Raw genomic sequence first — 26,743 nt, forward strand, 5'->3', positions numbered from 1 at the left:
CTACCTGATGTTTCGAGCGATCACAATATTGATGCTGGTCAGTATGCCTTTTGTTTCTTTCTCTCAAGATTCATTGAGTTACGCCGAACAGCTAAAAATTCTAGAGGATGAAATGGATTCCCTCACCATTTTTAATCTAATAGATAGTCTCTTTTCGATGGAATATAATCCAACGAGTGAGTTAAACGTACGTATTGGATTTACTAGCAACGTAACAAGTAGCGGCAGAGATTACAACCTGAATCAAACAGGAATCTCACCTGGAATTTCTTACTATCACAAATCTGGCATTTATTCTGATGTAGCTGGCTACTGGAATAGTGGTGCAGATCCTAATTATAATCCAACGGTCCTGTCTGTCGGGTATCTTGGAACATTCAAGAACCCCAAATGGAGTTATTCTGTAGATGGTGAGAGGTGGTTCTATAATCCTACAGATTCTTCTGAAAATCCATTGAAACATTCATTCGGAACTTCTATAAGCTATGATTTTAAAATAGGTTTTGCTTCTATTGATTATTCTTTTCTTTTTGGTGAAACGACTGCCAATAGAATAATCACCAATTTAAGTGGCTCTATTGATTTAGGTAAATGGTGGGTATTTAAAAGTATCAGCCTTTTCCCATCAGTAAGTACAATAGTTGGGAATAGTGATATAACTCAGTTAAGAATATCAAACAGGCAAATAAGCGATCGAAATACTGAACGTATCTCCAAACTAACTTCTTTTGAAGGTCTCACACAACAACAAAAGAAGTTCATTGGGCTCATTGTAATCAGAGCTTTTCGCAATGGTACAATAAGTGAGGTAACCAGAAATAACCTGCTAGTCGATCTTTCCAGGTCTTCCATTCTCTCTGATGAAAGCATCAGCGGCCTCAATGAGATTACTGAAGGAGGGTATGAGATTACTGAGTATGTAGGAAGTAATGAATTCGGCGTACTCAATTACGCATTTACATTGCCATTATCCTTAGCTACTAACCGATTTTACTTTCTAATAAGCTACACTTATACTATTCCCGTCAAACTACCCGGAGAATTTATCGAAGTAGATCCGGTCGGATACTTTGGAGCTTCAATTTCTTACAGAATACCTTTCAAATAAAAGCTTACAAAACAGAAATAAAGTCTACCTTTGCGTCCCGTAACAAGGAAATAGGAAAACGCTCTTCATGTCTAAAACGAAATACATTTTTGTTACGGGCGGTGTAACATCCTCTCTCGGAAAGGGAATCATCGCAGCTTCGCTTGGTAAATTACTACAGGCCAGAGGCTTATCCGTAACCATTCAAAAATTTGACCCTTACATCAACATAGATCCGGGAACATTGAATCCATATGAACATGGAGAATGTTATGTAACAAATGATGGTGCTGAAACAGATTTGGATTTGGGTCATTACGAACGTTTCTTAAGTATTGAAACATCACAAGCTAATAACGTCACTACCGGAAGGATTTATTATAATGTAATTCAGAAAGAACGTCAAGGTGAATTCCTAGGTAAAACGGTACAAGTCATTCCTCACATCACAGATGAAATAAAAAATAACATCTATAAATTAGGTGAGACAGGTAAATACGATGTGGTAATCACAGAAATTGGTGGATGTGTTGGTGATATCGAATCGCTTCCATTTGTAGAGGCTGTAAGGCAAGCCAAGTTCGAGTTGGGGCCAACAAATAGCATCTCTATTCACTTGACATTGATTCCTTATTTAAAGGCATCAGGGGAGTTAAAAACAAAACCAACTCAGCATTCAGTAAAAGAGCTTTTAGAGGCAGGTATCCAGCCGGACATTTTAGTCTGCAGGTCTGAATATCCTATCAATCAAGACATTCGAAAAAAATTGGCGTTATTCTGCAACGTTCCTATCAACTCAGTAATTGAAGCATTAGATGCATCGACTATCTATGATGTACCCATTTTAATGCGCAAGGAAAAACTTGATGAGCGTGTTCTCACCAAGTTTAAGATGCCTTATAAAAAAGATCCTAAACTTGTCAAATGGAAAGAATTCTTAGGGAGGCTTAAAAATCCTACCGCTTCCGTAAACATAGGACTAGTTGGAAAATACGTTGAGCTACAAGATGCTTACAAGTCTATTGCTGAGTCTTTTATTCATGCTGGTGCATCTAATGAATGCAAAGTGAATGTTCGATGGATTCATGCGGAAGAACTCGATGGTGATAACGTACAAAAGGAACTTGGTGGACTTGATGGTATTTTAGTTGCACCAGGGTTTGGAGAACGAGGGATTGAAGGAAAAATCTACGCAGTACAATACGCACGAGAAAATAAAATTCCATTTTTTGGAATCTGTTTAGGGATGCAATGCGCCGTTATTGAGTTTGCAAGAAATGTTCTTGGCAAGAAAAAAGCTAACAGTAATGAGATGGCTAAGACCTCCTACCCTGTTATAGACTTGATGGAAAGTCAGAAGAATGTGAAAGATATGGGTGGCACGATGAGACTCGGAGCTTATGTTTGCGAACTGAAAAAAGGCAGTAGAGCTTATGCTGCTTACGGATCAAAGAAAATAATGGAACGTCACCGTCATAGATACGAGTTTAACAACAAGTTCCTTGAAGAGTATGAAAATGCTGGCATGATAGCTTCGGGAATCAACCCTAAAACCAACCTGGTGGAAATTATGGAAATAAAGGACCACCCATGGTTTGTGGGGACCCAATACCATCCGGAATTAAAATCTACAGTGATGGATCCTCATCCACTTTTTGTAAAATTTATCAAAGCATCGCTTGACCAGAAGAAGAGTCAGGAGATATAACTCATAATAAATGGACAGAAATCAATTTATAGGACTAATCCTAATGTTTGCCTTATTGGCGGTTTACTTCACATGGTTCGCTCCTGAACCGCCTGTGACTGAAGATTTAACTACTCAAGAAGAGCCAGTATCTGAAGTAATACCTCAAACTTCTTCTACAGATACAGTTTCAACGACCAATTTATCTATGCCTGATTCTGTACAGTCTTCTTTAGACGTGCAGACATATGGAGCTTTCGCATTTGCCGCTAATGGAGAAGTCAGTGTGAAAACCATAGAAAACAAGGAATTGCTTATAAGCTTTTCCAATAAAGGTGGGCAAATCCAAGAGGTTGTATTAAAAAACCATAAGAATTACCTAGGTAATAAGCTTGTCTTAGTAGATGGATCAAAATCCAAGATAGACTTGATTGTTGATCATAATGGAAGAAAAATTAACTTATCGGAGTTATTATTCACGTCTACAGTTAAAACATTTGGAGACACTACTCAAATTTCCTACATACTTGGAGATGGTAATTTCTCGATTACTCAAAAGTATTTAATCCCTCCTTCAGGATTCGAAGTTGCTTATAGTATTGAAAGTAAAGGGCTAAATAATATTCTTAATCCAACAGATGTTAGCTTCAACTGGAATCATGCAATCAATAGAGCAGAGAGCAATCTTGATGACGGAAGAATAAATAGTAATGTGAGATACTACCTAGCAGAAGGTGAATCTGATGAACTTTCAGAAAGATCTACTGAATTTGAAGATGAGACTTTAGGGACTCAAATCAAGTGGGTTTCGTTTAAACAGAAGTTTTTCACAGCTGCGATCATTGCAAATACTGGATTTAAATCTGGTTACGTAAATCAAACAGTCGATTTCAGTGATACCACTTCTGTTAAGAACATGTCTATGCAGATGCTTATCCCCTACTCTGAGTTTGCTACTGGATTTGGAGCTAGGTATTACTTCGGTTCCAATAAGTATGATATTCTAAAAGGAGTTGCTCCTGATTTTGAAGAAAACCTAGACATGGGATGGGGCCCGCTCCCCTTGGTTAATAAGTACCTTATTATCCCAATATTTCACTTTTTGGAAAGATTCTTTTCCAATTATGGTATAATTATCTTAATCGTAGTAATTGTTATTCGGTTGATCCTTGCTCCACTAACATGGAAGTCTCATATGTCTATGGCAAAGATGCGAGCAATGAAACCTGAGCTTGATGAGATCAAAGCAAAGCATGATGGTGATATGCAGAAAGCCCAGCAAGCGCAGATGAAACTTTACCAGCAAGTAGGTATCAACCCAGTTAGTGGCTGTATTCCCATGCTACTCCAAATGCCTATTCTTTTCTCTCTTTTCTTCTTCTTCCCCAATGCAGTAGAGTTGAGACAACAGTCATTTTTATGGGCACATGATTTGTCAACATATGACAGTATTATAAGATTGCCATTTGAAATTCCTTTTTATGGCGATCATGTGAGTTTATTTACGCTATTGATGACTCTATCGACCATACTTTATACTTGGAGTAACAGTCAAATTACAACGGTTCAAGGACCGATGAAGACTCTTCAGTATATGATGCCTATCATGTTTCTATTCGTTTTGAATAGTTATGCTTCAGGTCTTACCTTTTATTATTTTGTTTCTAACATGACAACATTCGGTCAAACTGTTTTATTCAGGAAGATCATAGATGAAGATAAGATTCATCAATTGCTCCAGGAAAACAAGAAGAAGAATGTCAACAAGAAGAAGTCTAAATTCCAGACACGGCTTGAAGATGCGATGAAGGCAAGTCAGGAAGCACAAAAGAAGAATAAAAAGAAAAAATAGATTGTTGATATCTACGCGAAAAACCTTGGTTCTAATCATTTGAATCAAGGTTTTTCTTTTTTACACAAGTTATTCACAACATGATTATCTTGGGATCATCTTGGATATATTTGTGTCCATTTCTCTAACTAAAAACTACATCCAATACTATGGGTAAGATTATTTCTATCGCAAATCAAAAAGGTGGAGTTGGTAAGACAACCACAGCAATCAATTTAGCTGCAAGTCTTGCTGCTTTAGAATTTAAAACCCTAATAGTGGATGCTGACCCACAAGCAAATGCTACTTCTGGTGTAGGTGTTGATCCTAAAAATGTTGAGGTGAGTATCTATGAATGCATGGTGGATGGAGCTAGTGCAAAAGATAGCATAGTAGAGACTCAAATTAAGTTTTTAGATCTTCTCCCCTCCCATATCGACTTGGTAGGTGCAGAAGTGGAGATGGTTAATATTGAAGAACGAGAAGAAAAGATGAAACAAGCTCTCGTTGATATAAGAGACGATTATGATTTCATAATTATTGATTGTTCTCCTTCGTTGGGGCTTATTACAATCAATGCATTGACAGCTTCAGACTCAGTAGTTGTACCTGTACAGTGTGAGTACTTCGCTCTAGAAGGTTTAGGTAAACTTCTGAATACCATAAAGATCATTCAAACTCGATTGAATCAAGATTTAGAAGTTGAAGGCATATTACTGACGATGTATGATGTACGTCTGAATCTAGCTAACCAAGTAGTTGAAGAAGTGAAGATGCATTTTGAATCATTGGTGTTTAGCACCATGATTCCAAGAAATATTAAGCTTAGTGAATCTCCTGGATTCGGCATGCCTGCCATCACTCACGATGCAGACAGCAAAGGTTCAATTAGTTACTTGAATCTTGCGAAAGAAGTATTAGAACGAAACGAAGTTAAAGCAGCCTAATCAGACATGGCAGAGAGTAAATTCAAGAAAAAATCAGGCCTTGGAAGAGGTCTTGGAGCGCTTCTAGAAGATTCAGGGGAAAAAGGAAAAATTAGTGGATCAGGTGCCACTCCAAAAGGAGCTATTAACGAAATCGAACTTTCTAAGATAGAAACAAATCCTTGGCAACCTAGAACTGATTTTGATGAAGAGGCTTTAAATGACCTAGCCGAATCTATAAAAGTTCAAGGAATCATTCAACCAATTACCGTTCGAGCTCTAAGCGAAAAAGAATTTCAATTAATCTCGGGGGAAAGAAGACTACAGGCTAGCAAAAAAGCCGGTCTTAAAACCATACCTGCCTATATCCGTGTTGCTGACGACCAGCAAATGCTGGAAATGGCACTTATAGAAAATATTCAACGCGAAAACCTTAATGCAATAGAAATTGCGTTAAGCTATCAAAGACTCTTGGCAGAGTGTGATTTAAAGCAGGAGCAGCTTGGTGACCGTGTAGGAAAAAACAGAAGTACGGTCACCAATTACCTGCGACTTTTAAAACTACCTCCAGCTATTCAAATAGCATTAAGAGATGGGAAATTAAGTATGGGACATGCACGAGCACTCATTTCCATTGATGACGTAGCTCGTCAATTGGATATTTTTAACCAAATAATTAATCAAGATTTATCGGTTAGAAAAGTAGAAGAACTAGTAAGGTCCAAAAGCAAAAAAGAAGAAACCTCTTCTTCTCCAACAGACGTTGATCCTGAAATAAAGAAGCTTCAAGGGAAGTTATCTACACATTTCGGGTCAAAAATCGCAATCAAATCTAGCGATCAAAATAAGGGAGAAATTAAAATTCCATTTACGTCCACTGATGACTTGAATCGAATTCTGGAAATATTGGACATATAACTAACTACACAATCAGCATCTATACTTCTGTATTGTATTTCGAGTTGTTAAAACTTTCTTGAATAACCTCTAATTATTCAAGTTTAGGCGCGAACTTTGCGATGCATTAGCGAAATGATGAAAAAACTTCTATTACTCTCTACACTGATTTGCTTTACTCTCATCTGTACTGCTCAGGATGAACCCATACTATTAGATGATTCAACATTTGTGAAGGTTGAAGAGGATGCTGAACTGTTTGAAGAAGTTTCAGAACTCAATCCGCAAAGAGCAGCACTGCTCTCCGCCATTTTTCCTGGCATGGGTCAGGTTTACAATAAACAATACTGGAAAGTTCCTATTGTCTTGGCTGGTGTAATTACATTTGGGCATTTCATCAATTACAACAATAAAGTTTATCATGGTTTGAGAAATGCTACACTGCTAACATCGAAAGGCCAAACCAATCCATATCAGTCAATTATTAGTAGTGAATCTGCACTTGTTCGTAATAGAGACCTATTTAGAAGAAACAGGGATTTCCTTATCATCCTAGGTTCTGCTTTCTATATTCTACAAATAGTAGACGCTCATGTATCCGCTCACCTTGATGAGTTTAAAGTAAATGACAAACTGGCCTTAGGAATAGAACCATCTATTCAATCAACTCCATTATTTTCGCAAGCGTTAGGCGTTTCATTCGTATTGAAGTTTTAAAATGAGAATTGCTTTAATTGGTTACGGGAAGATGGGTAAAGCCATTGAAAAAATAGCTGTGGAATCCGGTCATTCAATCAGCTATATCATTCAATCAGTAAGTCAACTTGATGAGCTGGTTAAGGATAACGTAGATATCGCTATTGAATTCACACAACCAGAATCTGCATTCCAAAACATCAGTCATTGCCTTGAGAATGGCATTCCCGTTATATCAGGAACAACCGGTTGGATTGACAAATTATCAGAAATAGAACATCTCTGTAAGGATTTAAATGGCACATTTTTATATGCATCCAATTTCAGTATTGGTGTGAATCTTTTTTTTGAACTCAATAAATGGTTGGCTAGTAAAATGAGTCAGTTGAGTTTCAAGCCCTCTATGAAGGAAATTCATCATACAGAAAAAAAAGACAGCCCTAGCGGAACAGCTATAACATTAGCAGAAGGAATTATCTCCTCTAAGCCCTCTATTAAAGGATGGATAAACGCTGAATCTGCCGATCATAAAAAATTAGGAATAGTTTCTGAACGTATGCCCAACGTACCTGGCACTCATACCGTAAGCTATTCGTCTTCTTTAGAGTCTATTGAAATAACACACACAGCTCATGACAGAAGTGTTTTTGCGCAAGGAGTTGTGCAAGTTGGTGAATGGATTCACTTAAAGAAAGGAGTTTTTACCATGTCTGATTTTATAAACGATAACTAACCATATGTACTTTCACGATTTCAACCCAATTTTTGTAATCACATTTCTGATTTTATGGTATGTTCTTCAAGGCACTGCCTACTACAAATTTTTCGAGAAAGCTGGAAAAGAAGGTTGGAAAGGGTTTGTCCCAGTCTTAAACTATTACGTACACCTCGAAATTGTAGGTAGGCCTAAATGGTGGGTATTGCTCCTATTTGTACCGGTAATTAATTTCTTTGTAGGGCTCACAATGCATCTCGACCTGATGAAATCGTTTGGTAAGTATACCTACCTTGATCAAGTCCTTGGTGTTGTTTTTGCCCCGATATATATGAATTATATAGCATGGTCTGACACTACTTATATTGCTAAAGCAACAGAAATTCCAAAGCCTAAAAAATCATTTGGCAAGGAATGGTTTGAAGCCATCGTATTTGCTGTTTTTTGCGCAACATTCGTTCGATGGATATTTATGGAAGCTTATGTGATCCCTACTGGATCAATGGAGCGATCGCTTCTTGTTGGTGACTTCCTATTTGTAAGCAAAGCAGAATATGGACCGAGAACACCGCAAACTCCTATACAGATCCCGTTGACTCATCAAACTATTTGGGGCACTGAAGTACCTTCATACATTCCGGGAATATCATTGCCTAGTTTGAGACTTCCTTCATTAGGAAAAGTTGAAAGAAACGATGTGGTTGTTTTTAATTACCCTGTTGATGATCACTATAATCAACGTAGAGACGGTGAATATCATCCAATGGATTTAAAGACACATTATATCAAAAGGTGTGTTGCTATTTCAGGTGAAACAATTGAAATCAAAGAAACTCAAGTGTATGTAAATGGTGAAAAATCAGAAAATCCACCATTGATGCAACATGAGTACTTTGTCAGAACTGATGAATCCATCAGAGAGCGAATATTCGAAAACCTAAATGTCGATCCGCATAATAGTGTGACACGCTATGCTGAAGGATACTCTGTTCTTATGCCTCCTACTGGAGTCGAAGGGTTTGAAAAACTACCTTTTGTAGAAAGTGTGACTAAACAATTGATTCCGCAAGATAGGTCGGAGCAAAACATATTTCCGGATGCTCGCTACTTCCCATGGAATCGCGACTTCTTTGGTCCATTAACAGTGCCTGCAAGAGGAATGACAATTCAAGTGACAGAAGAAAATTTAGCTATGTATGGTTCCACTATTGCTAACTATGAAGGCCATGAATCTGTTGAGATAGACGTTGACATTCTTAAAGTAAATGGCGAAGTTATTTCGGAATATACTTTCATAAAAGACTACTTTTTTATGATGGGAGATAATCGTCATGCCTCAGATGACTCCAGGTATTGGGGATTTGTACCAGAAGATAATATTGTAGGCGAAGCATCTTTCATATGGATGTCTTTTGATACCAATGCCAAGTTTTTCAATAAAATACGATGGAGTAGACTATTTGACGGAATTGAATAATCAAGATAGCCAGCGGACGAGATAAAACAACCCAATAAAAACGCCCGCTCCTAGAATAAGGAAAAAAAACATAGCAAGGCACCCGGGAATGAGTGCCTTTTTTTCGCCCTCTGTTTTATAAAGGTGTTCTAAGTGGTGACTCATTGAGCATTAAATAAAATTCTTCTCAAGTTTTTTGGAATGTAGTTACCCTCAACAAGAATAGTATTCGAAACTTTATTGTTTGCTACATCATTATCTATTCCAACCATGCCATTGTCAGGCAATCTTTCCGTACGAGCCACTCCACTTATAATGGATAGTGCTTCAGAAAGAAGTGCTTCTGACGGATCTCCGAGTTGCTTGAGCTCTCCAAGAAAATTTGCTTCTTCTATCAAAATGTTCGGTGTGAATCCATCTATATAATCGGTAAACCCTTCTGAATTTGCCAATTGACTAATTATCGGTTGAATAGCATACTTATGATTTGGGTTTAATGTCTCCGATCTAAGGAAATCTTCCGAGTCATAAAGTGTAACAGAACCTACATTCTTTCCTACACTAGTTGTACCGATAATTGTTACATCCATAAAAGGAAGCAATCCGGCTATGATGAACTCAGAAGCAGAAGCAGTACTACCGGTTGTTAAGATAAATATTCTATTAAGGCTAAGTCTATTCATGTTTATTGAAGAAGTTTGCTCTCCCTGACTATCAAAGACTGGGATTTGAGAAAGAAAAGAGATATCTGTATTAAAATCAGCCAGTTTCTCATTGTAAATAATAGAACCTAAAACATCATTGGAATCGGCATTTGAATAGAGCATTGAAGCGAGAATACGAGAGGTTGTTAGAGATCCTCCTCCATTGTATCTAAGATCTAATACTAAATCCGTAATTCCAGATCTGACAAATTCTCCAAAAGCGTCATTAAGCTCTTCATGGTATGAATTATTATTAATGAATTGATTGTACACTAAATAACCAACATTTAAACCATCTACTTCGAGTACTTCAGATAAAAGAATAGGATTCTCAGTGAGTTGCACGGACACTAAGGACACTTCTTCTAAAGTCGAGTTGATAGCGTTATCTCGCATTTCTGATAATGTGATTGTATACATATCACTGTCAAATAGTAGCGAAACAAAATTGTCTACTTTAAGCTTTTCTCCGTCAACTTCTGTAAATAAATCTCCTCTTTTCAATCCCTGTACATCAGCCGGGCCACCTGGAACAACATACTTTATATAAGCCAGAAGGTCATCGCTATCGCTTGTTATTCTCAGAAGCCTTAAATCGTATCCAAAAGACTTAGAAACACCCTGAAAGGAAGCCTCTAAAAGCTCATAGTCATCCACAATCGAAGAAAACCTATCGTCTTCAAAGAGCAAATCATCAAACAGTTCCTCTGGAGAAGAGTATGAGTTTAGAAATTCATCAAGGACTGTCCTTGATGATTTCTTATCATCCGAAAGTTCTGGAACATTTGATTGCCAATAATAAAATTGGTTCATAGCTGCCCATATAAATTCATCTACATCACTACTTGTTCTAGGAACAGTTACGCTATCTTCATTGCAACTTGAAACTTCTATAGCAATCAACACCAATAAAAAGAGGCCTTTTCTAAAGAAATCCTTACTCATTCTCACCTATTTACTGACATATAAAATGTCTTCTTTCCCTTACTAAACGTAAAATTACCAATTAATGGGTGTAAGACCCTCAGAAGTAAGGTATTGGTTGGTCTGAGAAAAATGTTTTGAGCCAAAAAAACCATTATGCGCAGAAAAGGGAGATGGATGCGGTGATTTTAGCACTAAATGCTTTTTAAAATCAATGAATGAACCTTTCTTTTGAGCATAAGCACCCCATAAAATAAATACGATTTTTTCCTTTTGCTGCGATATTTCTCGCAAAACTGCATCTGTAAATTCTTCCCATCCCTTATTTTGGTGTGAGCCTGCCTTGCTAGCCTCTACTGTTAATGTCGCATTCAGTAAAAGCACGCCTTGATCAGCCCACCTTTCCAAATTTCCGGATTGTGGAATTGATAAGCCCAAATCGGCTTGAATTTCCTTAAATATATTTTGCAACGAAGGAGGATGTCTGACCCCATCAGCAACAGAAAAGCAAAGGCCATTTGCTTGCCCTGCTCCATGATAAGGATCTTGTCCAACGATGACCACTTTTACATCATTGAATGAACAATGATCAAAAGCACTAAAAATGAGAGCTCCAGGGGGGTAAATCCGCTTTGAAGCATACTCTTTTTTAACAAAGTCTGTTAACTCTACGAAATAAGGCTTTTCGAATTCTTTCGCCAGACATTCTTTCCAGCTTTCTTCAATTTTGACACTCATAATAAATTACTTGAACTAGATGTTGGTAAATTAAATTGAAATTCTATTAAATTGTCCGCTCAGAATATGACTACAGGAGTTACCAAAGGCATTAAAGTTTCAGTAGAAACGAATTATCAACCGGAGCATTCGCAACCGGCCAACGACCACTTTGTCTTTACTTATCGAATAACCATTGAAAATAATTCCAGTAGTACAGTGCAATTAAAAGCAAGACACTGGGATATTATTGATGCCGCGCATCCTAAACATGAAGTAGATGGGGATGGCGTTGTTGGAAAACAGCCCGTACTTGAGCCTGGAGAAATACATCAATATGTATCTGGTTGCAATTTGCGGTCAGGATTGGGGAAAATGAAAGGCTATTATATCATGGAACGAATTGTTGACGGAAGGCTTTTCAATGTGGAGATTCCTGAATTCATCATGGTCGTTCCTTTCAAATTAAATTAAGATTTGTTGGGGTTATTTTTATTCAGGTTGAAACATTACCTGAAGTATTTATTCTATGCAGTAGGACCTCATTCTTTGCACTCCCCTTTTTTGTTTGATCTATTTAATAAAGTGATTAAACCATCTAAAGGATTTCGTATACAAAATGTTGAAGAATTACGAAGCTTACTAAAGTCCGATCATCGAATTATTGACCTATACGATCTAAAGAGTCAAAGTAATTACAGGAAAACAATTAGCTCAGTCGCTAAGACCTCATTAAGCACTCCAAAATTTTCAGCATTTCTTCATCTGCTCATAAACTATTTGAAAATAGAGACGGTCGTTGAATCTGGAACTTCATTCGGAATAAATTCACTTTACATGGCAGGCCCTGAAACAGTGAAGCGTGTGATCACCATTGAAGCATCTCCCATTATTTCTGCTATAGCGAAAGAGCAATTTTCAAAGCTTCTTCAATATAAGATTGAAATCAAGGAAGGAACTGTACAAGATACATTTGAATCGATCATTGTAAAAGAGCAACCTCAGCTTTGCTTTATAGATGCTGATCATAGATCAAATGCTATAGAATTCTGTATTAATACCACTTTAACTCAGAACCCTACAGTAAAATGCATTGTTATACACGACATTTATTGGTCTCCTGATATGCTATTGATCTGGAAGAAACTCATCAGTGATGGTCGATTTAATCTTACCATAGACATCTTTCAAGCAGGATTACTATTCCCTAATATGGAGATGCCTAAGCAACATTTTGTATTGCGTTTTTAAAGAGGAGTCATTTTTCTACTTTTGCGAGGATAATTCAAAAACAAATGGACGAAAAAAAAATACCCGAAGATCAACCTTCTTACATGAAACCGAAAAAAAACAGAACTCCTGTTTTCATCGTGATCTCATTTTTACTTCTGGCTGCAGTGGTATTTTTCTACTATCAAAATCAGCAATTAGAAGAAGAAAAAAAACAGCAATTTCAAGAAATTCTACTCACTCAGGCAAAACTTGATTCTATAGGTGATGAACTTGATATACGAATTCAAACAATCAAAGAACTTGGAGGTGAAGTAGATACGTTAGAAGCTTTGAAAGTTCAGCTTGAAGCTGACAAAAAACAACTTCTTGTAGATGCGCAATATCAAAGAGGAAGAATCGAAAAGCTCAATAACAAGGTAGATGGGTACAAAGAGCTTCTGATCATAAAAGATGAGGAGATTGAACAACTAAGAGTCCTCAATGAACAGCTTTCAGAAGAGAATACCACTCTTAAAGTAGAAAAAAATCAACTCAACCAGACTGTTCAAGAACTAGAAGAAAATAAAAAAGAATTGGCTACTAAAGTTGCATATGCCTCAAGACTACAGATTGAAGGAATGCAAATCAATGCGATTAATGACAGTGGAAAAGAGCGGGATGGTGGTGCATACAGAAATAGGCATATTGCTCAATTAAAGATTCAGTTTACGGTAGTCGAGAATGAAATAGCTCCAATTGAAGGCAAGGAGTTATTACTTAGAGTTATTGCTCCAGATGGTAATGTTCTTTTTGATGTTACAAGAGGCTCTGGCTCATTTACATTTGAAAACAGGGAATTGTTCTATACTGCAAAACAGGAAATTCTATACGACAAAAACAGCCAAAAAGTAACTTTTCTTTACGATAAAGGGAATGACTATTCAGTAGGTCAGCACAAAGTTGAAGTTTATACTGACGATTACCTTATGGGTAAGGGATCATTTATGGTGAAATAGTTACGATTCACTTGTTGACTAGTTGCGAGCAGTTTAATTGTGAGGAAACTCTAAGCGAGTGACTCGCAACTATTGCATCAGGGATAGCAGCGACATCCTCCGGAGCATAGCGAAGGAGATATAGCGAATAGCCCGGCGGAAGAGCGGATACGATCGTCCGAGATGCCGAAATACTTCAAAGATAAGTTTCTGACATCCATTGTCTATTATCCATTATTACTTACTTTTGCAGCTCAATTTTTTAAAACAATAGTTGTTAATTTATTTACACATGACAAAGAATTACGAGACGGTATTCATTTTGACTCCCGTTTTGTCTGAAGCTCAGATGAAGGATACTGTCGGAAAATTCAAAAAAGTTCTAACTGATAACGGTGCAGAAATCGTTAATGAAGAGAACTGGGGATTGCGCAAACTTGCCTACCCTATACAGCATAAAACCACAGGGTTTTATCACTTATTTGAATTCCGATCAGAACCTGAATTAATTGCTAAGCTAGAGACAGAATACAGGAGAGAAGAAGCAGTGATGAGATTTCTCACCACCGTATTAGACAAGCACGCAGTTGTATACAACGAGCGTAGAAAAAAAGGCGAATTCAATAAGAAGAAAGAAACTAAGAAGGAGGCAGCAGCAAAATGACATTACAGAACGAACCAATAAACAGAGAGCAGAAAAAGGATAAGTACTGCCGATTCAAAAAGAACGGCATCAAGTACATTGATTATAAAGATCCTGATTTCTTGCTAAAGTTTGTAAACGAGCAAGGAAAGCTCCTTCCTCGAAGACTTACAGGTACCAGTTTAAAGTATCAAAGAAAAGTGTCTCAGGCGGTCAAAAGATCGAGACACCTTGCATTGATGCCATATGTTGGAGATTCCCTTAAATAAGTACTAATATGGAAGTAATACTAAGAGAAGACATACAAGGACTTGGATACAAAAACGATACCGTTGCTGTAAAGCCAGGTTATGGCAGAAATTTTCTAATCCCTAGAGGCATGGCTATAATTGCTAGTGACTCTAATAAGAAAATGATAGGCGAGAACATTCGTCAGGCATCTCACAAAGCTGAAAAAGCTAAGAAAGATGCTGAAGAGACTGCAAAGAAAATTGGCGAATTGACAATAGAAATCAAGACTAAAGCTGGTGAAAGTGGTAAGATCTTCGGAGCTATCACTCCTATTCAGGTAGCTGAAGCATTAGCTGCTCAAGGTCACGATGTTGATAGAAAAAGAATTTCTTTTGAGCAGAAAATCAAAGAGGTTGGTGAATACACTGCATTTCTTGACCTGCACAAAGAGGTACACCACCCTGTTCAAATAAAGGTGATAGCTGAATAAACGAATTCAATTCTTAGATATATAAAACCCTGTTTCCATCGATTGATGGAAACAGGGTTTTTTTATGTGATCAGATGGATATTCATCTAACTTTGATAGAAAGTAATTACCTGTGTTTAAACTGGATTTTAATATTCCTGAGTCTTCCAATAAGATCAACTTAAAGCAACCTATTTTATTAATAGGCTCTTGCTTTTCGGATGATATTGGGCATAAACTAAGTTCCTGTAAGTTTGATAGTCTTTCCAATCCATTTGGTACAATCTATAACCCATTTTCAATTTTCAAGCTTCTATCAAATGGGGCTGCTTCCGACAACATTATTGAAAATCAAGGAGTACATTATCACTGGGATGCTCATGGAGTGATATCCTGCTTAGATCAACAAAAAACTATCAATCTTTTCAACGAAAAGAAGAATCATACTCAAACTTTTCTGGCCAAAGCAAAATGGCTTATTGTCACTTTAGGAACTTCTATGGTGTATGAATTGACGAATGGAGAAATAGTAGCCAACTGTCATAAAGTCGCTTCTTCCCACTTCAAAAAAAGATTTCTAAGCCAGGAGGAAATTATAAAGCAATTTTCTCTCCTCCACTCCTATTTATCCGAACTTAACTCAGAGCTTAATATCATTTTTACTGTTAGCCCTGTCCGCCATATTAGAGATGGACTTATCGATAATAATCGAAGTAAAGCTATCTTGATTGATGCCATTCATACAATTTCCGAAGAGTATGAAAACACGTGTTATTTCCCATCATTTGAAATCGTATTGGATGAGCTGAGAGATTATCGGTACTATGCTACTGATAGGATTCACCCATCAAGTGAGGCTATTGATTATGTTTGGGAGAGGTTTAGAGCAAGCTACTTTGATTCTGAAACGGAGACTATACTCAAAGATTGGGATAAACTAAGAACAGCTATCAATCATAAACCTTTTCATCTGGCGTCCGCTTCGCATCAAAAATTCCTCAAAAATACTTTAGAAAAACTGGAGCAAATGAATGAAAAAATTGATGTAAGTGTTGAAATTGAGCAATTGAGAAATCAACTACAATGAGGCTATTCTTTTTAATCATGATAATCACCTTTTCCTGTCAGTCCAAAAATCAAACTGAGATGCACGAATACACCAATGACCTCATCAACTCAACAAGTCCCTATTTACTTCAGCATGCGCACAACCCAGTAAATTGGCAAGAATGGAGCTCCGAAGTACTGGAGAAAGCAAAAAAAGAGGACAAGCCTATTCTTGTGAGTATTGGCTACTCCAGCTGTCATTGGTGTCATGTGATGGAAAAAGAATCTTTTGAAGATACTGCTGTATCGAAAATAATGAATGAATATTTTATCAATATTAAAGTTGATAGAGAAGAACGTCCAGATGTAGATCAGGTATACATGGATGCCGTACAAGCGATGGGCCTCCAAGGTGGCTGGCCACTGAATGTATTTCTAACTCCAGATCAAAAACCATTTTATGGCGGCACGTATTTTCCAAAAGAAGGATGGGTTAATCTCTTGAATAGCATCAACGAAGCATTTAAAAATAATAGGGAGAAGATCAATGAATCGGCTGAAGCTTTTACTCAGAATCTTCAAGCCAAAGAGTCTGAAAAGTATAAACTAGAAGGAACTGACTATAGACTGTCTCAAGATGAAATCAACATTACTTATCAAAATCTGGAAAAGAAGTTTGACACAGTAGATGGAGGCATTAAAAAATCACCAAAGTTTCCTATGCCTTCTGTTTGGCAGTTTCTAGCAACCTATGCTCATCAAACCAAAAATGAAAAAGCATTGGCACATCTCGAATTTACGTTAGAAAAAATAGCTGATGGAGGCATTTATGATCACGTTGGAGGTGGTTTCGCTCGCTACAGTACAGATGAAGAGTGGCATATACCTCATTTTGAGAAGATGCTTTATGACAATGGACAATTGCTTAGTTTGTATGCTAATGGTTTCAAGATATCACAAAACTCAAAATTCAAAACAACTATACTAGAAACTGTTGAATGGTTGAGACGAGAAATGCTAGATGAATCAGGAGGGTTTTATTCAGCCCTAGATGCAGATAGTGAAGGGGAAGAAGGTAAATTCTATGTTTGGTCGGATGATGAAATCCAAAAGCTCGCTGGGGCAGATACGAACTTGATCAGAGCCTATTATGATGTTAAGCCCAATGGAAACTGGGAAGGCAAGAATGCTCTAAGAGTTGTTGCTAATGAAGAAACATTATCACAAAAGTTGGGGCTATCTCGAGAGGAGTTTAATGCGAAAATCAAAACGTTTAAGCAAATAGCGCTAACAGAAAGAGAAACAAGAGTTAGACCTGGTTTAGATAATAAAATAATTGCTGGATGGAATGGTTTGGTTTTGTCAGGTCTCTCCGAATCATACCAAGCTTTACAAGATTCTTCTATTCTTGAGCTGGCAAATCAGAATGCTGTATTCCTTAAAAGCCTTATTCGTGATGGGCAACTATTCCGATTCCCAAATAAAGATTTAGAAGGGTTTATGGAGGACTATGCTGCAGTCATTCAGAGTTTTATTAAATACTATGAAACGACATTGGATCGTTCATACCTTGAATTAGCACAAACATTGACCATACGAGTAGAAGAAGTCTTTTATGATCCAGATGAAAATCTTTATTATTTCAGTAGCGATGAAAGTGCCAGTCTAATTGCTCGCAAAAAAGAATTCTTTGACAATGTAATACCATCATCCAACTCATTGATGGCATGGAACCTTACACATTTAGGAACGCATCTTTACGATGATGAAATGGCTCAAAAAGGTCAATCTATTTTAGCACAAGTTAGAGAACTAATAATCCAAGAACCAGAGTATATGAGTAACTGGGGAATGCTTGCATTGGAATTGGCAGACACCTTTGCTGAGGTGATTATCATTGGCCCAAAAGCAAAAGAATTCACTAATGCGCTGAATCAACAATTCATTCCCAATAAGATCATTTCTGCTACAATAGAAGAGTCCGATAAGCCCCCATTCAAATTTAAGACTGCACTAAATGGTGAAACTACCATATATGTTTGCTTCAACAAATCATGCAAGCGACCCGTAACAACTGTTGATGCAGCTATTAAGCAAATGTTGAATAATTGACTCTGCATTTATAGAAAACTATAGCTTCGAATCACTTTGAGTGAAGTAAATCCATATTGCGAAATTATCCTACCTCTGCCCCTTGATGGGACTTTTACTTATCGGATTCCTAAAAAATTTCAGAACATAATTTTCCCTGGATCCAGAGTGGTCATTTCGTTCGGCAAGAAGAAAATCTACACCGGGATCGTTTTATCCACCCACTCCAATACCTCAACGGACTACCAACCAAAAGAATTGCTTGATGTACTCGACGATCATGCCATTGCTAATGAACATCAGCTTAAATTTTTTCAATGGATGGCTCGTTATTACATGTGTTATTTGGGCGAAGTTTCTAACGCAGCACTCCCTGCAGCACTAAAATTATCTAGTGAATCTTTTGTTGGACTGAATCCAGAAATCAATCCTGATGATATTGATGTTAATGATCGAGAATGGGAGCTACTACGCACATTAAGGACCAATGACTTAACGATGAAAGATGTTGGTGATTTTTTAGGGTTAAAACAACCTCAACGAATTCTCAAACAACTTTCAGAAAAAGGATATATCGACCTATTTGAGAAGGTTAAAGACAAATATCAACCTAAAAAAGTCAAGCGTGTTAGGATAGCAGATGCCTACTTAGAAGAAGGGATGTTGGAAGAGCTCTTGAATGAACTTGAAGCTAAAAGCAAACAGCAGGAAGTACTTCTCTCCTACCTTCGGGATGTTCCGGTATTAGACAATTCTGCTGCAAATGAGAGAGGTGTTCTCAAATCAAAATTGCTGGCGGAGGATGTAAGCCCGTCTTCACTCAAAACACTTATTAAAAATGAGGTTCTGAAAGAATGGGAAGAGATTGTCTCTAGGCTGCCATCTGAACAACTAACGACTCATGTTGAAATTAAACTAAGTCAGATTCAAGAATCTTGTAGACGAGAGATCATTGAGTCCTTTAAAGATCATAGTACGGTTCTACTTCATGGAGTTACTGGTAGCGGGAAAACTGAAATCTACATTGAGCTAATCAAAGAGCAAATTGCTGCTGGAAATCAAGTGCTCTATCTTCTACCGGAGATCGCACTTACCACACAAATCATTGCTCGATTGCACCGAATCTTCGGTGATTCATTTGGTGTTTATCACTCCCGATACTCTGATAATGAACGAGTAGAAGTATGGCAAAAAGTTTTGAGCAATGATTACCAGTTTGTTGTTGGGGTACGAAGTGCCGTTTTCCTTCCATTTTCTAATCTTGGTTTGATTATCGTAGATGAGGAACATGAACCTTCATATAAGCAATTTGAACCCGCTCCACGATATCACGCACGTGATTCAGCTATTTACCTTTCCACCATACATGATTCACATGTACTCCTAGGTACAGCTACTCCCGCTCTCGAAACCTATCAAAATGCCTTAGACAACAAATATGGATTGGTTGAATTGAACTCCAGATATGGAGAAGCCTATCACCCTACGATGGAGTTTGCCAATGTGAACAGGGAGCGAAAGCAACGAAAGTTAAAAGGTAACTTCACATCCATTCTCGTTGATGAGATTGAACAAGCATTGGAGAAAAAGGAACAAGTGATCCTCTTTCAAAATAGAAGAGGTTATGCTTCGTATATCACCTGTGATAATTGTAGTACTATACCCAAATGTCCCAATTGTGCTGTAAGCCTCACCTATCATCAGTTCAACAACAAGCTGGTGTGTCACTACTGCGGCTACAATCAGAGCATGTATAGTGATTGTCTACATTGTGGTAGCAAAGAGCTTAGAAATGTGGGTTTCGGAACAGAAGAGCTTGAAGAAGAAATCAAGATCTTGTTTCCTCAAGCCATTGTACAGCGAATGGATCTGGATACCACGAGGAGCAAATATGGTTATCAGAGAATCATTAAAGAGTTTGAAGAAGGAAATATTGATATCCTCGTTGGTACACAAATGGTGAGCAAGGGCTTGGATTTTGATCGAGTCAATTTGGTTGGCATATTTGATACGGATCGAATGATTCATTTTCCTGATTTCAGATCACATGAACGAGCGTACCACTTAATTACTCAAGTTAGCGGACGTGCCGGGCGCAAGTCTAAAAACGGAAAAGTAATTGTTCAAACCAACGACCCAGATCAAGATCTACTGCAAAAAGCAAGAAATGATAACTACAAATCCTTTTTCCAGTGGGAAATTATGGAGCGTGAACACTTCTACTACCCCCCCTTTACGCGATTAATTAACATCACTTTCAAGCATAGAGAAAAAGGCATTTCTTTTCAAGCTGCTAATTATTTTGCCGCTGATATTAGGAAGAACTTAGGAAATCAACGAATGATTGGTCCCGTAGAACCTATCATTGGAAAAATTAGAAACATGTACTTACATGAAATCACATTGAAAATTGAAAAACAAGGCATTAACTTGCCGGCGGTTAAAGAATACCTTAAGTCTGTTGAACAAATGATGAAACAGATGCCTGCATTTAAAAGTATTGGCTTGGTATTTGACGTGGATCCGATATAGTAACACAGCGAGTGAAAAACATCTTAAGCATTTTTGTTCTCTTTATTCTCATTATTTCATGTGACCCATGTGATGATTGTGATTCGGTAACTTTTGAGCCAACTGTTTCATTCATCTTTATCAATCAGGACAGTATCGAAGCGATAAATGATAGTCTTTCTGTTATTGCTGAAATAGATTCTAGCCTTTCTACCAATATTGATTCTTTGATTCTACTAAAAGATAGCCTGCAAATACTAGAAGACTCCATTGCCAATGGAGGAATGCTTGACCAACAAAAAATAGATATAGAAACCCTCATTGGGTCACGACAAGCTGACTCCCTCCTATTTGCGATGAAGAATGCTGGAACGGACACCATTATTCCAATATTAAATAGCACTGTAGCATCCATTAATTCAGGGCTGATTTTGGTCAGTGAAATAGCTATTCCGGGGACGGGTTATTCTGAGGTATATGAAGATAGTGCTCTCGTTTGGAGCATCCCACTATCTTTTGATAACGCGTTTGCAGAATATAATGTGACTATAGATGGTTTTACTGAAACGATAGAATTGCTCTATGACAATGTGCAAACGGTAGACGAGCAGCGAAATGTTTTAATTCGTGCAGAAAACATTGAAGTTATTAATAAAACATATTTAGAAATTGACTCAGTCAAATCAAATTGTACTGAAAACTGTGTAGATGGCGAAGCAACGTTTACTTTTTATTTTTAGTCTGATCCTTGGGATACAGGTCTATTCGCAAGAGGCAGCTGATACCGTTCAGGCGCCCCCGCGGTTTGTGCAGCCATCAATTTATATTGATTATGGTAAACTACTCACCATTCCAAGCGCTTTTGAAACAAAGTATGAAGGTGGATTAGAACTAAATTTCTATGATAAATTCCCATTAATCATAGAGATTGGTCAAGCCACATTAACACCGGAAGGAGCTTACTCAAATGGTACATATGAAAGTGAGGGCATCTATTATCGTGTTGGATTTGGATATATAAACCAATTTCTTCCCAAGAACAAAATTGGATTTTCATTTAGATATGCTTCCTCTACATTTAACGAGAATGGCCGAATTTTCATTGAAAGCCCAAGTGGTGCTCAAGAGACATTCGTTCAGAACATTCGAAGAGAAAACCTGAGTGCTACATGGTATGAGATGGTGGTCTATTCAGATCGCAGACTCACAGATCTTTTTAGCATTGGATTAAACCTTCGATTAAAGGTTTTAGCAGATTATGATGAACAAGATCCAGTAGATGTCTATGCGATTCCAGGATATGGAAGGTCATTTGAAAACACGGTTCCAGCTATGAATTTCTTTTTGAAGGTGACCTTCTAAATCTCAAACTCATACGAATTTCCTATAGGTAGAAATTTCTCTTTGGCTATTTCCACATTGTGCTTATCATAAGAGATCACCTGATTTGTATTTACGATAAATGATTTGTGGATTCGCACGAAATAATCAGGTAATTCATTGTTGGCATTTTTCAAACTATTGTATCCAATAATCTTGGTTCCATTTCTTAAGTAATAGGTGACATAATTACCTAGTCCTTCTAAATATAAAATATCGGATGGATGGATTCGATAGAAACGCTTATCCGATTTTACTTCTATTTTTTCATCATGAATGGGTTGATTGATCGATCTCTCCTCTAAATAGAGAAAGAGAATTTTCAATGCTAATAAAAATAAAGCGGTAGAATTGATCAATATAAAAGCACGAAGAACAGCGGCCGGATCAAGTATATTAATTAGATCGAAATTTGTTTGTTGTTCATAAAAGAAGTGAATAAAGAATCGCTGGAGTATACTACCAAACAATAACAACCCTGAATAACTAACCAGAAATAAAGCAAATTTTTTCTTTAGCAAATATCTTGGCAGCAAGTAGTAAAGTGAGGCATACACCACTCCTATCCGAATGGGTAGCAAGACAAATTCCAGAAAGTAAGAAGATGAATAATTTCCATCTCTCGTCCATATAAAGCCGAATAATAAAAAATATCCTAGCCAAAAGGAAATGTGTGTCAGTATGCGCGAATTGAAGAGATAGGTCATTGTTAAGTCCTGAAAACACCGCAGTTTAAATAAAAAAGTGCAGTGATGGTATAACAAATCAAACCAAAAAAAATAAAGAGCATAGCATTGAGAAACTCAAAACTCAAAAACACATGAAATTTATTTTTTCAATCACGTTAATCATCATTTCTTTCCAATCTCTTCCCGGGCAGAGTCTAGGCAGAAGAGCCTCTTGGGAAGCTAATATCGGATGGCCTAACGGCATAAACCCAGGGGCGATGATCAACAGCATACAAAAAGGTTCTGTATTTGAAAAGACAGGAGTAAAAGCTGGCGACCTAATCATACAGGTAAATGACAGGAAAATTCTTAATCAGGAAGACTGGAGTCATGTAACGTACAGTATCAGAGCCCATGATAAAACGATCATACACCTTAAACGTGGAAATGGTTGGATCAAAAAGGAAATAATCTTAAAACCACTTGAGCAGGAAAAACATGAAGGGATCAATACTTTTTATGAAAGTGTGGTCAGTGATTACGGAATACGTCAGCGCACAATCATTACTACACCGAATTCCGACCGAAAGCTGCCAGCTATATTCCTCATTCAGGGACTAAGCTGTTCTACAATAGAACAGTACTCAGGTAGGTCCAATAACTGGGTTAAGCTAATCAACGATTTAGTAGAAAAATCTGGTATGGTAGTCATGCGTGTTGATAAACCCGGCGTTGGTGATAGTGAGGGCGATTGCGGGTGCACAGATTTCAAAACAGAACTGAGCGGATATGAAGCTGCCATTAAAAGCCTAAAGTCTAAAACATATGTAGACACAACACGAATTGTCGTCTATGGAAACAGCATGGGAAGCGCTTTAGCCCCCTATTTTGCAAATACCTTCAATCTGGCAGGATCTATCTCTGATGGCACTTTTTACAAAACCTGGTACGAACATATGCTTGAGATCGAACGCAGAATTCTCGCTATTGAAGGAGACTCGGAAACGACGATTGTTGAGAAAATGAATAAATATTATATCCCTTTATATCATGAAATGTTAATCAAGAAAAAAAGTTTTGAAGATATTCTGGATGAGCAGCCTGCTTTAAAAGAACACCATCGACAAGGACTTAATCACATGTACGGTCGATCAATGGAATACTATCATCAAGTTCAAGATTTCAATTTTGCACAGGAGTGGGAAGAAATCAAAGTGCCAGTTAGAATTAGATGGGGTACCAATGATTGGATTATGTCCGAGTTTGACAATGAAATGATCATGGATGTCTTGGAAAGAAAAGGGCACAAAGATCATGAATTATATAAGTATCCTAACTTAGACCATTGGTCTACGATACACCCATCCTATTCGGAGAGTTTCAATTTTAAGCCTGGAAAATGGGAAGATTATATCAGTCTACAAATCATAGATTGGGCTAAAGAAATAGTCGACAAAAAATGATGAAAATTGAGTTGCTTCCTTTCTTTTATAGGAAGAGAAGTAGCTTTTTTTCTGTTCTAGCTTAGCTTAAATTTTTCTAAATTTTCTTTGAGCTTAGCAGCAATACTTGTTAGCTGTTTCGATTTTTCTTGATAATTATCCATACCACTAGCTAATTCCACAGCAGAACTAGCTACCTCCTCTGTGCCTGCAGCAGTCTCTTCAGCCACGACTACAATATTTTCAGTGATACCCACCACGTTATGGATATCCTCTAATTGCCCTTTGGTAACACTAGCTATTTCTTCTGACAATTGAAGTGTTTTTTGCGTTGAATCAGTTATGTCTTTAAATAAACCAGATGCTTCTTTTGAAATATCCGCTCCTGATTTCACACTTGTACTCATTTGATCAATAGTCTTAGCAGCCTCTTCAGTATCGTTTTGTACATCTGATACTAGTTGCTCAATTTTGATTGCAGACTTTCTAGAATCTTCTGCTAGTTTTCTTATCTCCTCAGCGACTACCGCAAAGCCTCTTCCCGCATCTCCAGCCTGAGCAGCCTCAATAGCAGCGTTCAATGCTAGGAGGTTTGTTTGCGAAGCAATTTCTGTGATTACATTCAATACTTGACTAATCTCACTCGATCGTCCTTTCAGAATCTCAATAGAATCGTTCGTTTTGTTAGAGCATTGAAAAATTGTATCAATGCTTCCAACTATTTCTTCCAACATCTTTTTACCCTTAACACTATTATCAAAACCGAGAGCAGCCGCATCATTAATTGAAATAGCTCTTTCTTTCATGTTATCTGATGAGTTGAGTATACGTTCAATCAGTTGAGATGCTTCATCCACCTTACTTACCTGAGTCTGAGTACCGCTACTCATCTCACCTGTGGCTGAAGCTATTTCAGAAGTACTTCTACTCATCTCCTCACCTGAAACCAGCATTTCATTGGCAGATTCCTCTACTACATCAGTTGTAGACTTTATACCTGTCAAGAGTTCATTAAGTTGATGTATCGCCTTATTCAAATCTCCTGTAAGTAGTCTAACATCTCCTTTACTCTCTTCCGCATACCGAACTGTCAAGTCTCCATCAGCAAGCTTATTTACCATTGAATTAATGTTCAGAATTGGTTTTGAAATTGAGTCAAGCAAATAGTTGATAGATTCACCTAACTCCTTCCAGATTCCTTCTTTCCTTGATGTATTAATTCTTGAATCCAATTTACCAAGATCTCCAGCCTCATAAAGCACTTTTTGAGTTTCCTCCAATACAGTTAAGAGGTTGGTTCTCATATGGACAAGACTAGTACCTAAAACATTTTCCTCATCAAAATGATCATACACTCCTGCCAGATTACCCTTTTGAATTTCCTTCGCAAAACCTATGTAGCGAGAAGTTGAATCAATTAAGTGATTCAAAGCAAATATCATTTCCCCCAACTCATCTTCCCTTTTTTCTTCAATAGGCTTCACTACTCTGCCAATAGATAATGAATTCAATCGTTCCTTGACGGTATCCAAGACAGAAACTACTCGATTGCTAAAATGCCATCCGATGTAAAGACCTAAAATCAAAAGGCCCAGTGAAATCATTACTATTTTAAGTCCAATACTGGATAGTTGATCATCCAATTGTTTTCTTTTTAATATGACAGCCTCATCAATGGAATCAGTGTATATACCTGATGAAATCACCCAATTCATAGGCTTAAACAACTTGGAGTAAGACAGCTTGGAATAGACTTTATCCTCATCAGGCTTGACCATATAATAATCTACAAAAGCATCACTATTAGCCAATGATTGTTCCACGCGCTCTTGGTAAAGGTTTTTGCCTTCTTTTCCTTCAACCACATTATACTTTTCATCACTCATCACTTTCCCTTTGTTCTGAGGTTTTGCAGCATGCATAATCATGGTCGGATAAGGAAGTTGCGTATCAGTAATCCAGAAATAACCTTCTTTTCCATCAAATCGAATAGTGGACAATACATCCAAGGCTTCATCTATTGCTTCCGGATTTGTAATTGAATTAGCATGAGCCCTTTCAATTATTCCGTAAGCCAAATCCACTACATTTTGCAAGCGAGATTCTGCTTTGCTAACCTCCTCTTGTCTAAAACTTTCAATGTCGGCATCACTCTTCGTCTGAATACTGTAAATAGCTATCGAACTAATGACAAGCGTTGTTATCAATAGTATTCCGCCAATAAAAATTGCTATTCTAAGTCTTAAGTTCATCTATTTGAATTTCGTCACTTCGACGACATTAGTCATGATTTTTGTCTCAATATAATAGATAAATAAAAAATTCAGTCCGTGATATATTCCGAAGGGCCTATTTTATAGACTAACACCCCAATATCATAGACGTCAGCAAAAGGCTATGTGAATCAAAATGCT

The 26,743-nt window shown here is 37.4% G+C and carries 23 protein-coding genes and 2 pseudogenes; 21 read left to right on the plus strand and 4 right to left on the minus strand.

What is annotated here, in order from left to right:
• Positions 1-7 precede the first annotated feature (7 nt).
• The 9 genes and pseudogenes from ABJQ32_02045 to lepB (ABJQ32_02085) all read left to right on the plus strand — a co-directional run bounded on the left by ABJQ32_02045 (position 8) and on the right by lepB (ABJQ32_02085) (position 9,316).
• Entirely contained in the window at positions 8-1,108 is a 1,101-nt protein-coding gene (locus ABJQ32_02045) for a hypothetical protein (protein MEP5288400.1), read from the plus strand.
• A gap of 67 nt (positions 1,109-1,175) precedes the next feature.
• Positions 1,176-2,795, plus strand: coding sequence for a CTP synthase (locus tag ABJQ32_02050; GenBank protein MEP5288401.1), 1,620 nt, complete (start codon positions 1,176-1,178; stop codon positions 2,793-2,795).
• A 10-nt stretch (positions 2,796-2,805) separates the two neighbouring features.
• Entirely contained in the window at positions 2,806-4,626 is a 1,821-nt protein-coding gene (gene yidC, locus ABJQ32_02055; GenBank protein MEP5288402.1) for a membrane protein insertase YidC, read from the plus strand.
• Between the two features lie 149 nt (positions 4,627-4,775).
• Positions 4,776-5,552: an AAA family ATPase gene (locus ABJQ32_02060; protein ID MEP5288403.1), complete on the plus strand. Its 777-nt coding sequence runs from the start codon at positions 4,776-4,778 to the stop codon at positions 5,550-5,552.
• A gap of 6 nt (positions 5,553-5,558) precedes the next feature.
• The gene (locus tag ABJQ32_02065; GenBank protein ID MEP5288404.1) at positions 5,559-6,449 is read left to right on the plus strand and encodes a ParB/RepB/Spo0J family partition protein; all 891 of its coding nucleotides are present in this window, start codon (positions 5,559-5,561) and stop codon (positions 6,447-6,449) included.
• A 117-nt stretch (positions 6,450-6,566) separates the two neighbouring features.
• On the plus strand, positions 6,567-7,145 hold the full coding sequence (locus tag ABJQ32_02070) for a DUF5683 domain-containing protein (GenBank protein MEP5288405.1): 579 nt from the start codon (positions 6,567-6,569) through the stop codon (positions 7,143-7,145).
• 1 nt (position 7,146) lies between these two features.
• Positions 7,147-7,857, plus strand: coding sequence for a 4-hydroxy-tetrahydrodipicolinate reductase (gene dapB / locus ABJQ32_02075; protein ID MEP5288406.1), 711 nt, complete (start codon positions 7,147-7,149; stop codon positions 7,855-7,857).
• 4 nt (positions 7,858-7,861) lie between these two features.
• Positions 7,862-8,716: pseudogene (gene lepB, locus ABJQ32_02080) on the plus strand (signal peptidase I).
• 294 nt (positions 8,717-9,010) lie between these two features.
• Positions 9,011-9,316, plus strand: a pseudogene (gene lepB / locus ABJQ32_02085) (signal peptidase I).
• Positions 9,317-9,456: 140 nt separating this feature from the next.
• Here lepB (ABJQ32_02085) and ABJQ32_02090 read toward each other — a convergent pair.
• Both ABJQ32_02090 and ung read right to left on the minus strand, forming a co-directional pair.
• A complete protein-coding gene (locus ABJQ32_02090) occupies positions 9,457-10,944 on the minus strand; it encodes a S41 family peptidase (GenBank protein MEP5288407.1) in 1,488 nt (495 codons plus the stop codon).
• Positions 10,945-10,998: 54 nt separating this feature from the next.
• On the minus strand, positions 10,999-11,661 hold the full coding sequence (ung, locus tag ABJQ32_02095; GenBank protein MEP5288408.1) for a uracil-DNA glycosylase: 663 nt from the start codon (positions 11,659-11,661) through the stop codon (positions 10,999-11,001).
• A gap of 66 nt (positions 11,662-11,727) precedes the next feature.
• On the opposite strand from ung, the gene apaG reads away from it, so the two are divergent.
• The 11 genes from apaG (at position 11,728) to ABJQ32_02150 (ending at position 22,201) form a co-directional block, all read left to right on the plus strand.
• Positions 11,728-12,114 carry a Co2+/Mg2+ efflux protein ApaG gene (gene apaG / locus ABJQ32_02100; protein ID MEP5288409.1) on the plus strand — a complete coding sequence of 129 codons (387 nt, stop codon included), beginning with the start codon at positions 11,728-11,730 and terminating at the stop codon, positions 12,112-12,114.
• 111 nt (positions 12,115-12,225) lie between these two features.
• Positions 12,226-12,891: a hypothetical protein gene (locus ABJQ32_02105; GenBank protein MEP5288410.1), complete on the plus strand. Its 666-nt coding sequence runs from the start codon at positions 12,226-12,228 to the stop codon at positions 12,889-12,891.
• 44 nt (positions 12,892-12,935) lie between these two features.
• Positions 12,936-13,868, plus strand: a complete 933-nt coding sequence (locus tag ABJQ32_02110; GenBank protein ID MEP5288411.1) for a hypothetical protein — start codon at positions 12,936-12,938, stop codon at positions 13,866-13,868.
• 271 nt (positions 13,869-14,139) lie between these two features.
• Positions 14,140-14,511, plus strand: a complete 372-nt coding sequence (rpsF, locus tag ABJQ32_02115; GenBank protein ID MEP5288412.1) for a 30S ribosomal protein S6 — start codon at positions 14,140-14,142, stop codon at positions 14,509-14,511.
• Positions 14,508-14,759 carry a 30S ribosomal protein S18 gene (gene rpsR, locus ABJQ32_02120; protein MEP5288413.1) on the plus strand — a complete coding sequence of 84 codons (252 nt, stop codon included), beginning with the start codon at positions 14,508-14,510 and terminating at the stop codon, positions 14,757-14,759. The genes rpsF and rpsR overlap by 4 nt, the downstream gene beginning before the upstream one ends.
• 8 nt (positions 14,760-14,767) lie before the next feature.
• A complete protein-coding gene (rplI, locus tag ABJQ32_02125; protein MEP5288414.1) occupies positions 14,768-15,211 on the plus strand; it encodes a 50S ribosomal protein L9 in 444 nt (147 codons plus the stop codon).
• Between the two features lie 112 nt (positions 15,212-15,323).
• The gene (locus ABJQ32_02130) at positions 15,324-16,277 is read left to right on the plus strand and encodes a GSCFA domain-containing protein (GenBank protein MEP5288415.1); all 954 of its coding nucleotides are present in this window, start codon (positions 15,324-15,326) and stop codon (positions 16,275-16,277) included.
• A gap of 59 nt (positions 16,278-16,336) precedes the next feature.
• Positions 16,337-18,349 (plus strand): thioredoxin domain-containing protein, encoded by a 2,013-nt coding sequence (locus ABJQ32_02135; protein MEP5288416.1) that lies wholly within the window; start codon positions 16,337-16,339, stop codon positions 18,347-18,349.
• A 36-nt stretch (positions 18,350-18,385) separates the two neighbouring features.
• Entirely contained in the window at positions 18,386-20,860 is a 2,475-nt protein-coding gene (gene priA / locus ABJQ32_02140; GenBank protein MEP5288417.1) for a primosomal protein N', read from the plus strand.
• 11 nt (positions 20,861-20,871) lie between these two features.
• Complete coding sequence (locus tag ABJQ32_02145; GenBank protein MEP5288418.1) at positions 20,872-21,579, plus strand: hypothetical protein; 708 nt, start codon at positions 20,872-20,874, stop codon at positions 21,577-21,579.
• The gene (locus ABJQ32_02150; GenBank protein ID MEP5288419.1) at positions 21,548-22,201 is read left to right on the plus strand and encodes a DUF6048 family protein; all 654 of its coding nucleotides are present in this window, start codon (positions 21,548-21,550) and stop codon (positions 22,199-22,201) included. Before ABJQ32_02145 ends, ABJQ32_02150 begins: the two co-directional genes overlap by 32 nt.
• Here ABJQ32_02150 and ABJQ32_02155 read toward each other — a convergent pair.
• The gene (locus tag ABJQ32_02155) at positions 22,198-22,926 is read right to left on the minus strand and encodes a LytTR family DNA-binding domain-containing protein (GenBank protein ID MEP5288420.1); all 729 of its coding nucleotides are present in this window, start codon (positions 22,924-22,926) and stop codon (positions 22,198-22,200) included. The genes ABJQ32_02150 and ABJQ32_02155 overlap by 4 nt on opposite strands.
• Before the next feature lie 113 nt (positions 22,927-23,039).
• Here ABJQ32_02155 and ABJQ32_02160 point away from each other — a divergent pair, with 113 nt between their 5' ends.
• The gene (locus ABJQ32_02160) at positions 23,040-24,350 is read left to right on the plus strand and encodes an alpha/beta hydrolase (protein MEP5288421.1); all 1,311 of its coding nucleotides are present in this window, start codon (positions 23,040-23,042) and stop codon (positions 24,348-24,350) included.
• Between the two features lie 56 nt (positions 24,351-24,406).
• On the opposite strand, the gene ABJQ32_02165 is transcribed toward ABJQ32_02160, so the two are convergent.
• The gene (locus tag ABJQ32_02165; protein ID MEP5288422.1) at positions 24,407-26,581 is read right to left on the minus strand and encodes a methyl-accepting chemotaxis protein; all 2,175 of its coding nucleotides are present in this window, start codon (positions 26,579-26,581) and stop codon (positions 24,407-24,409) included.
• Positions 26,582-26,743: the final 162 nt, after the last annotated feature.

The organism is Marinobacter alexandrii, from assembly GCA_039984955.1.
Taxonomy (GTDB): domain Bacteria; phylum Bacteroidota; class Bacteroidia; order Cytophagales; family Cyclobacteriaceae; genus Ekhidna.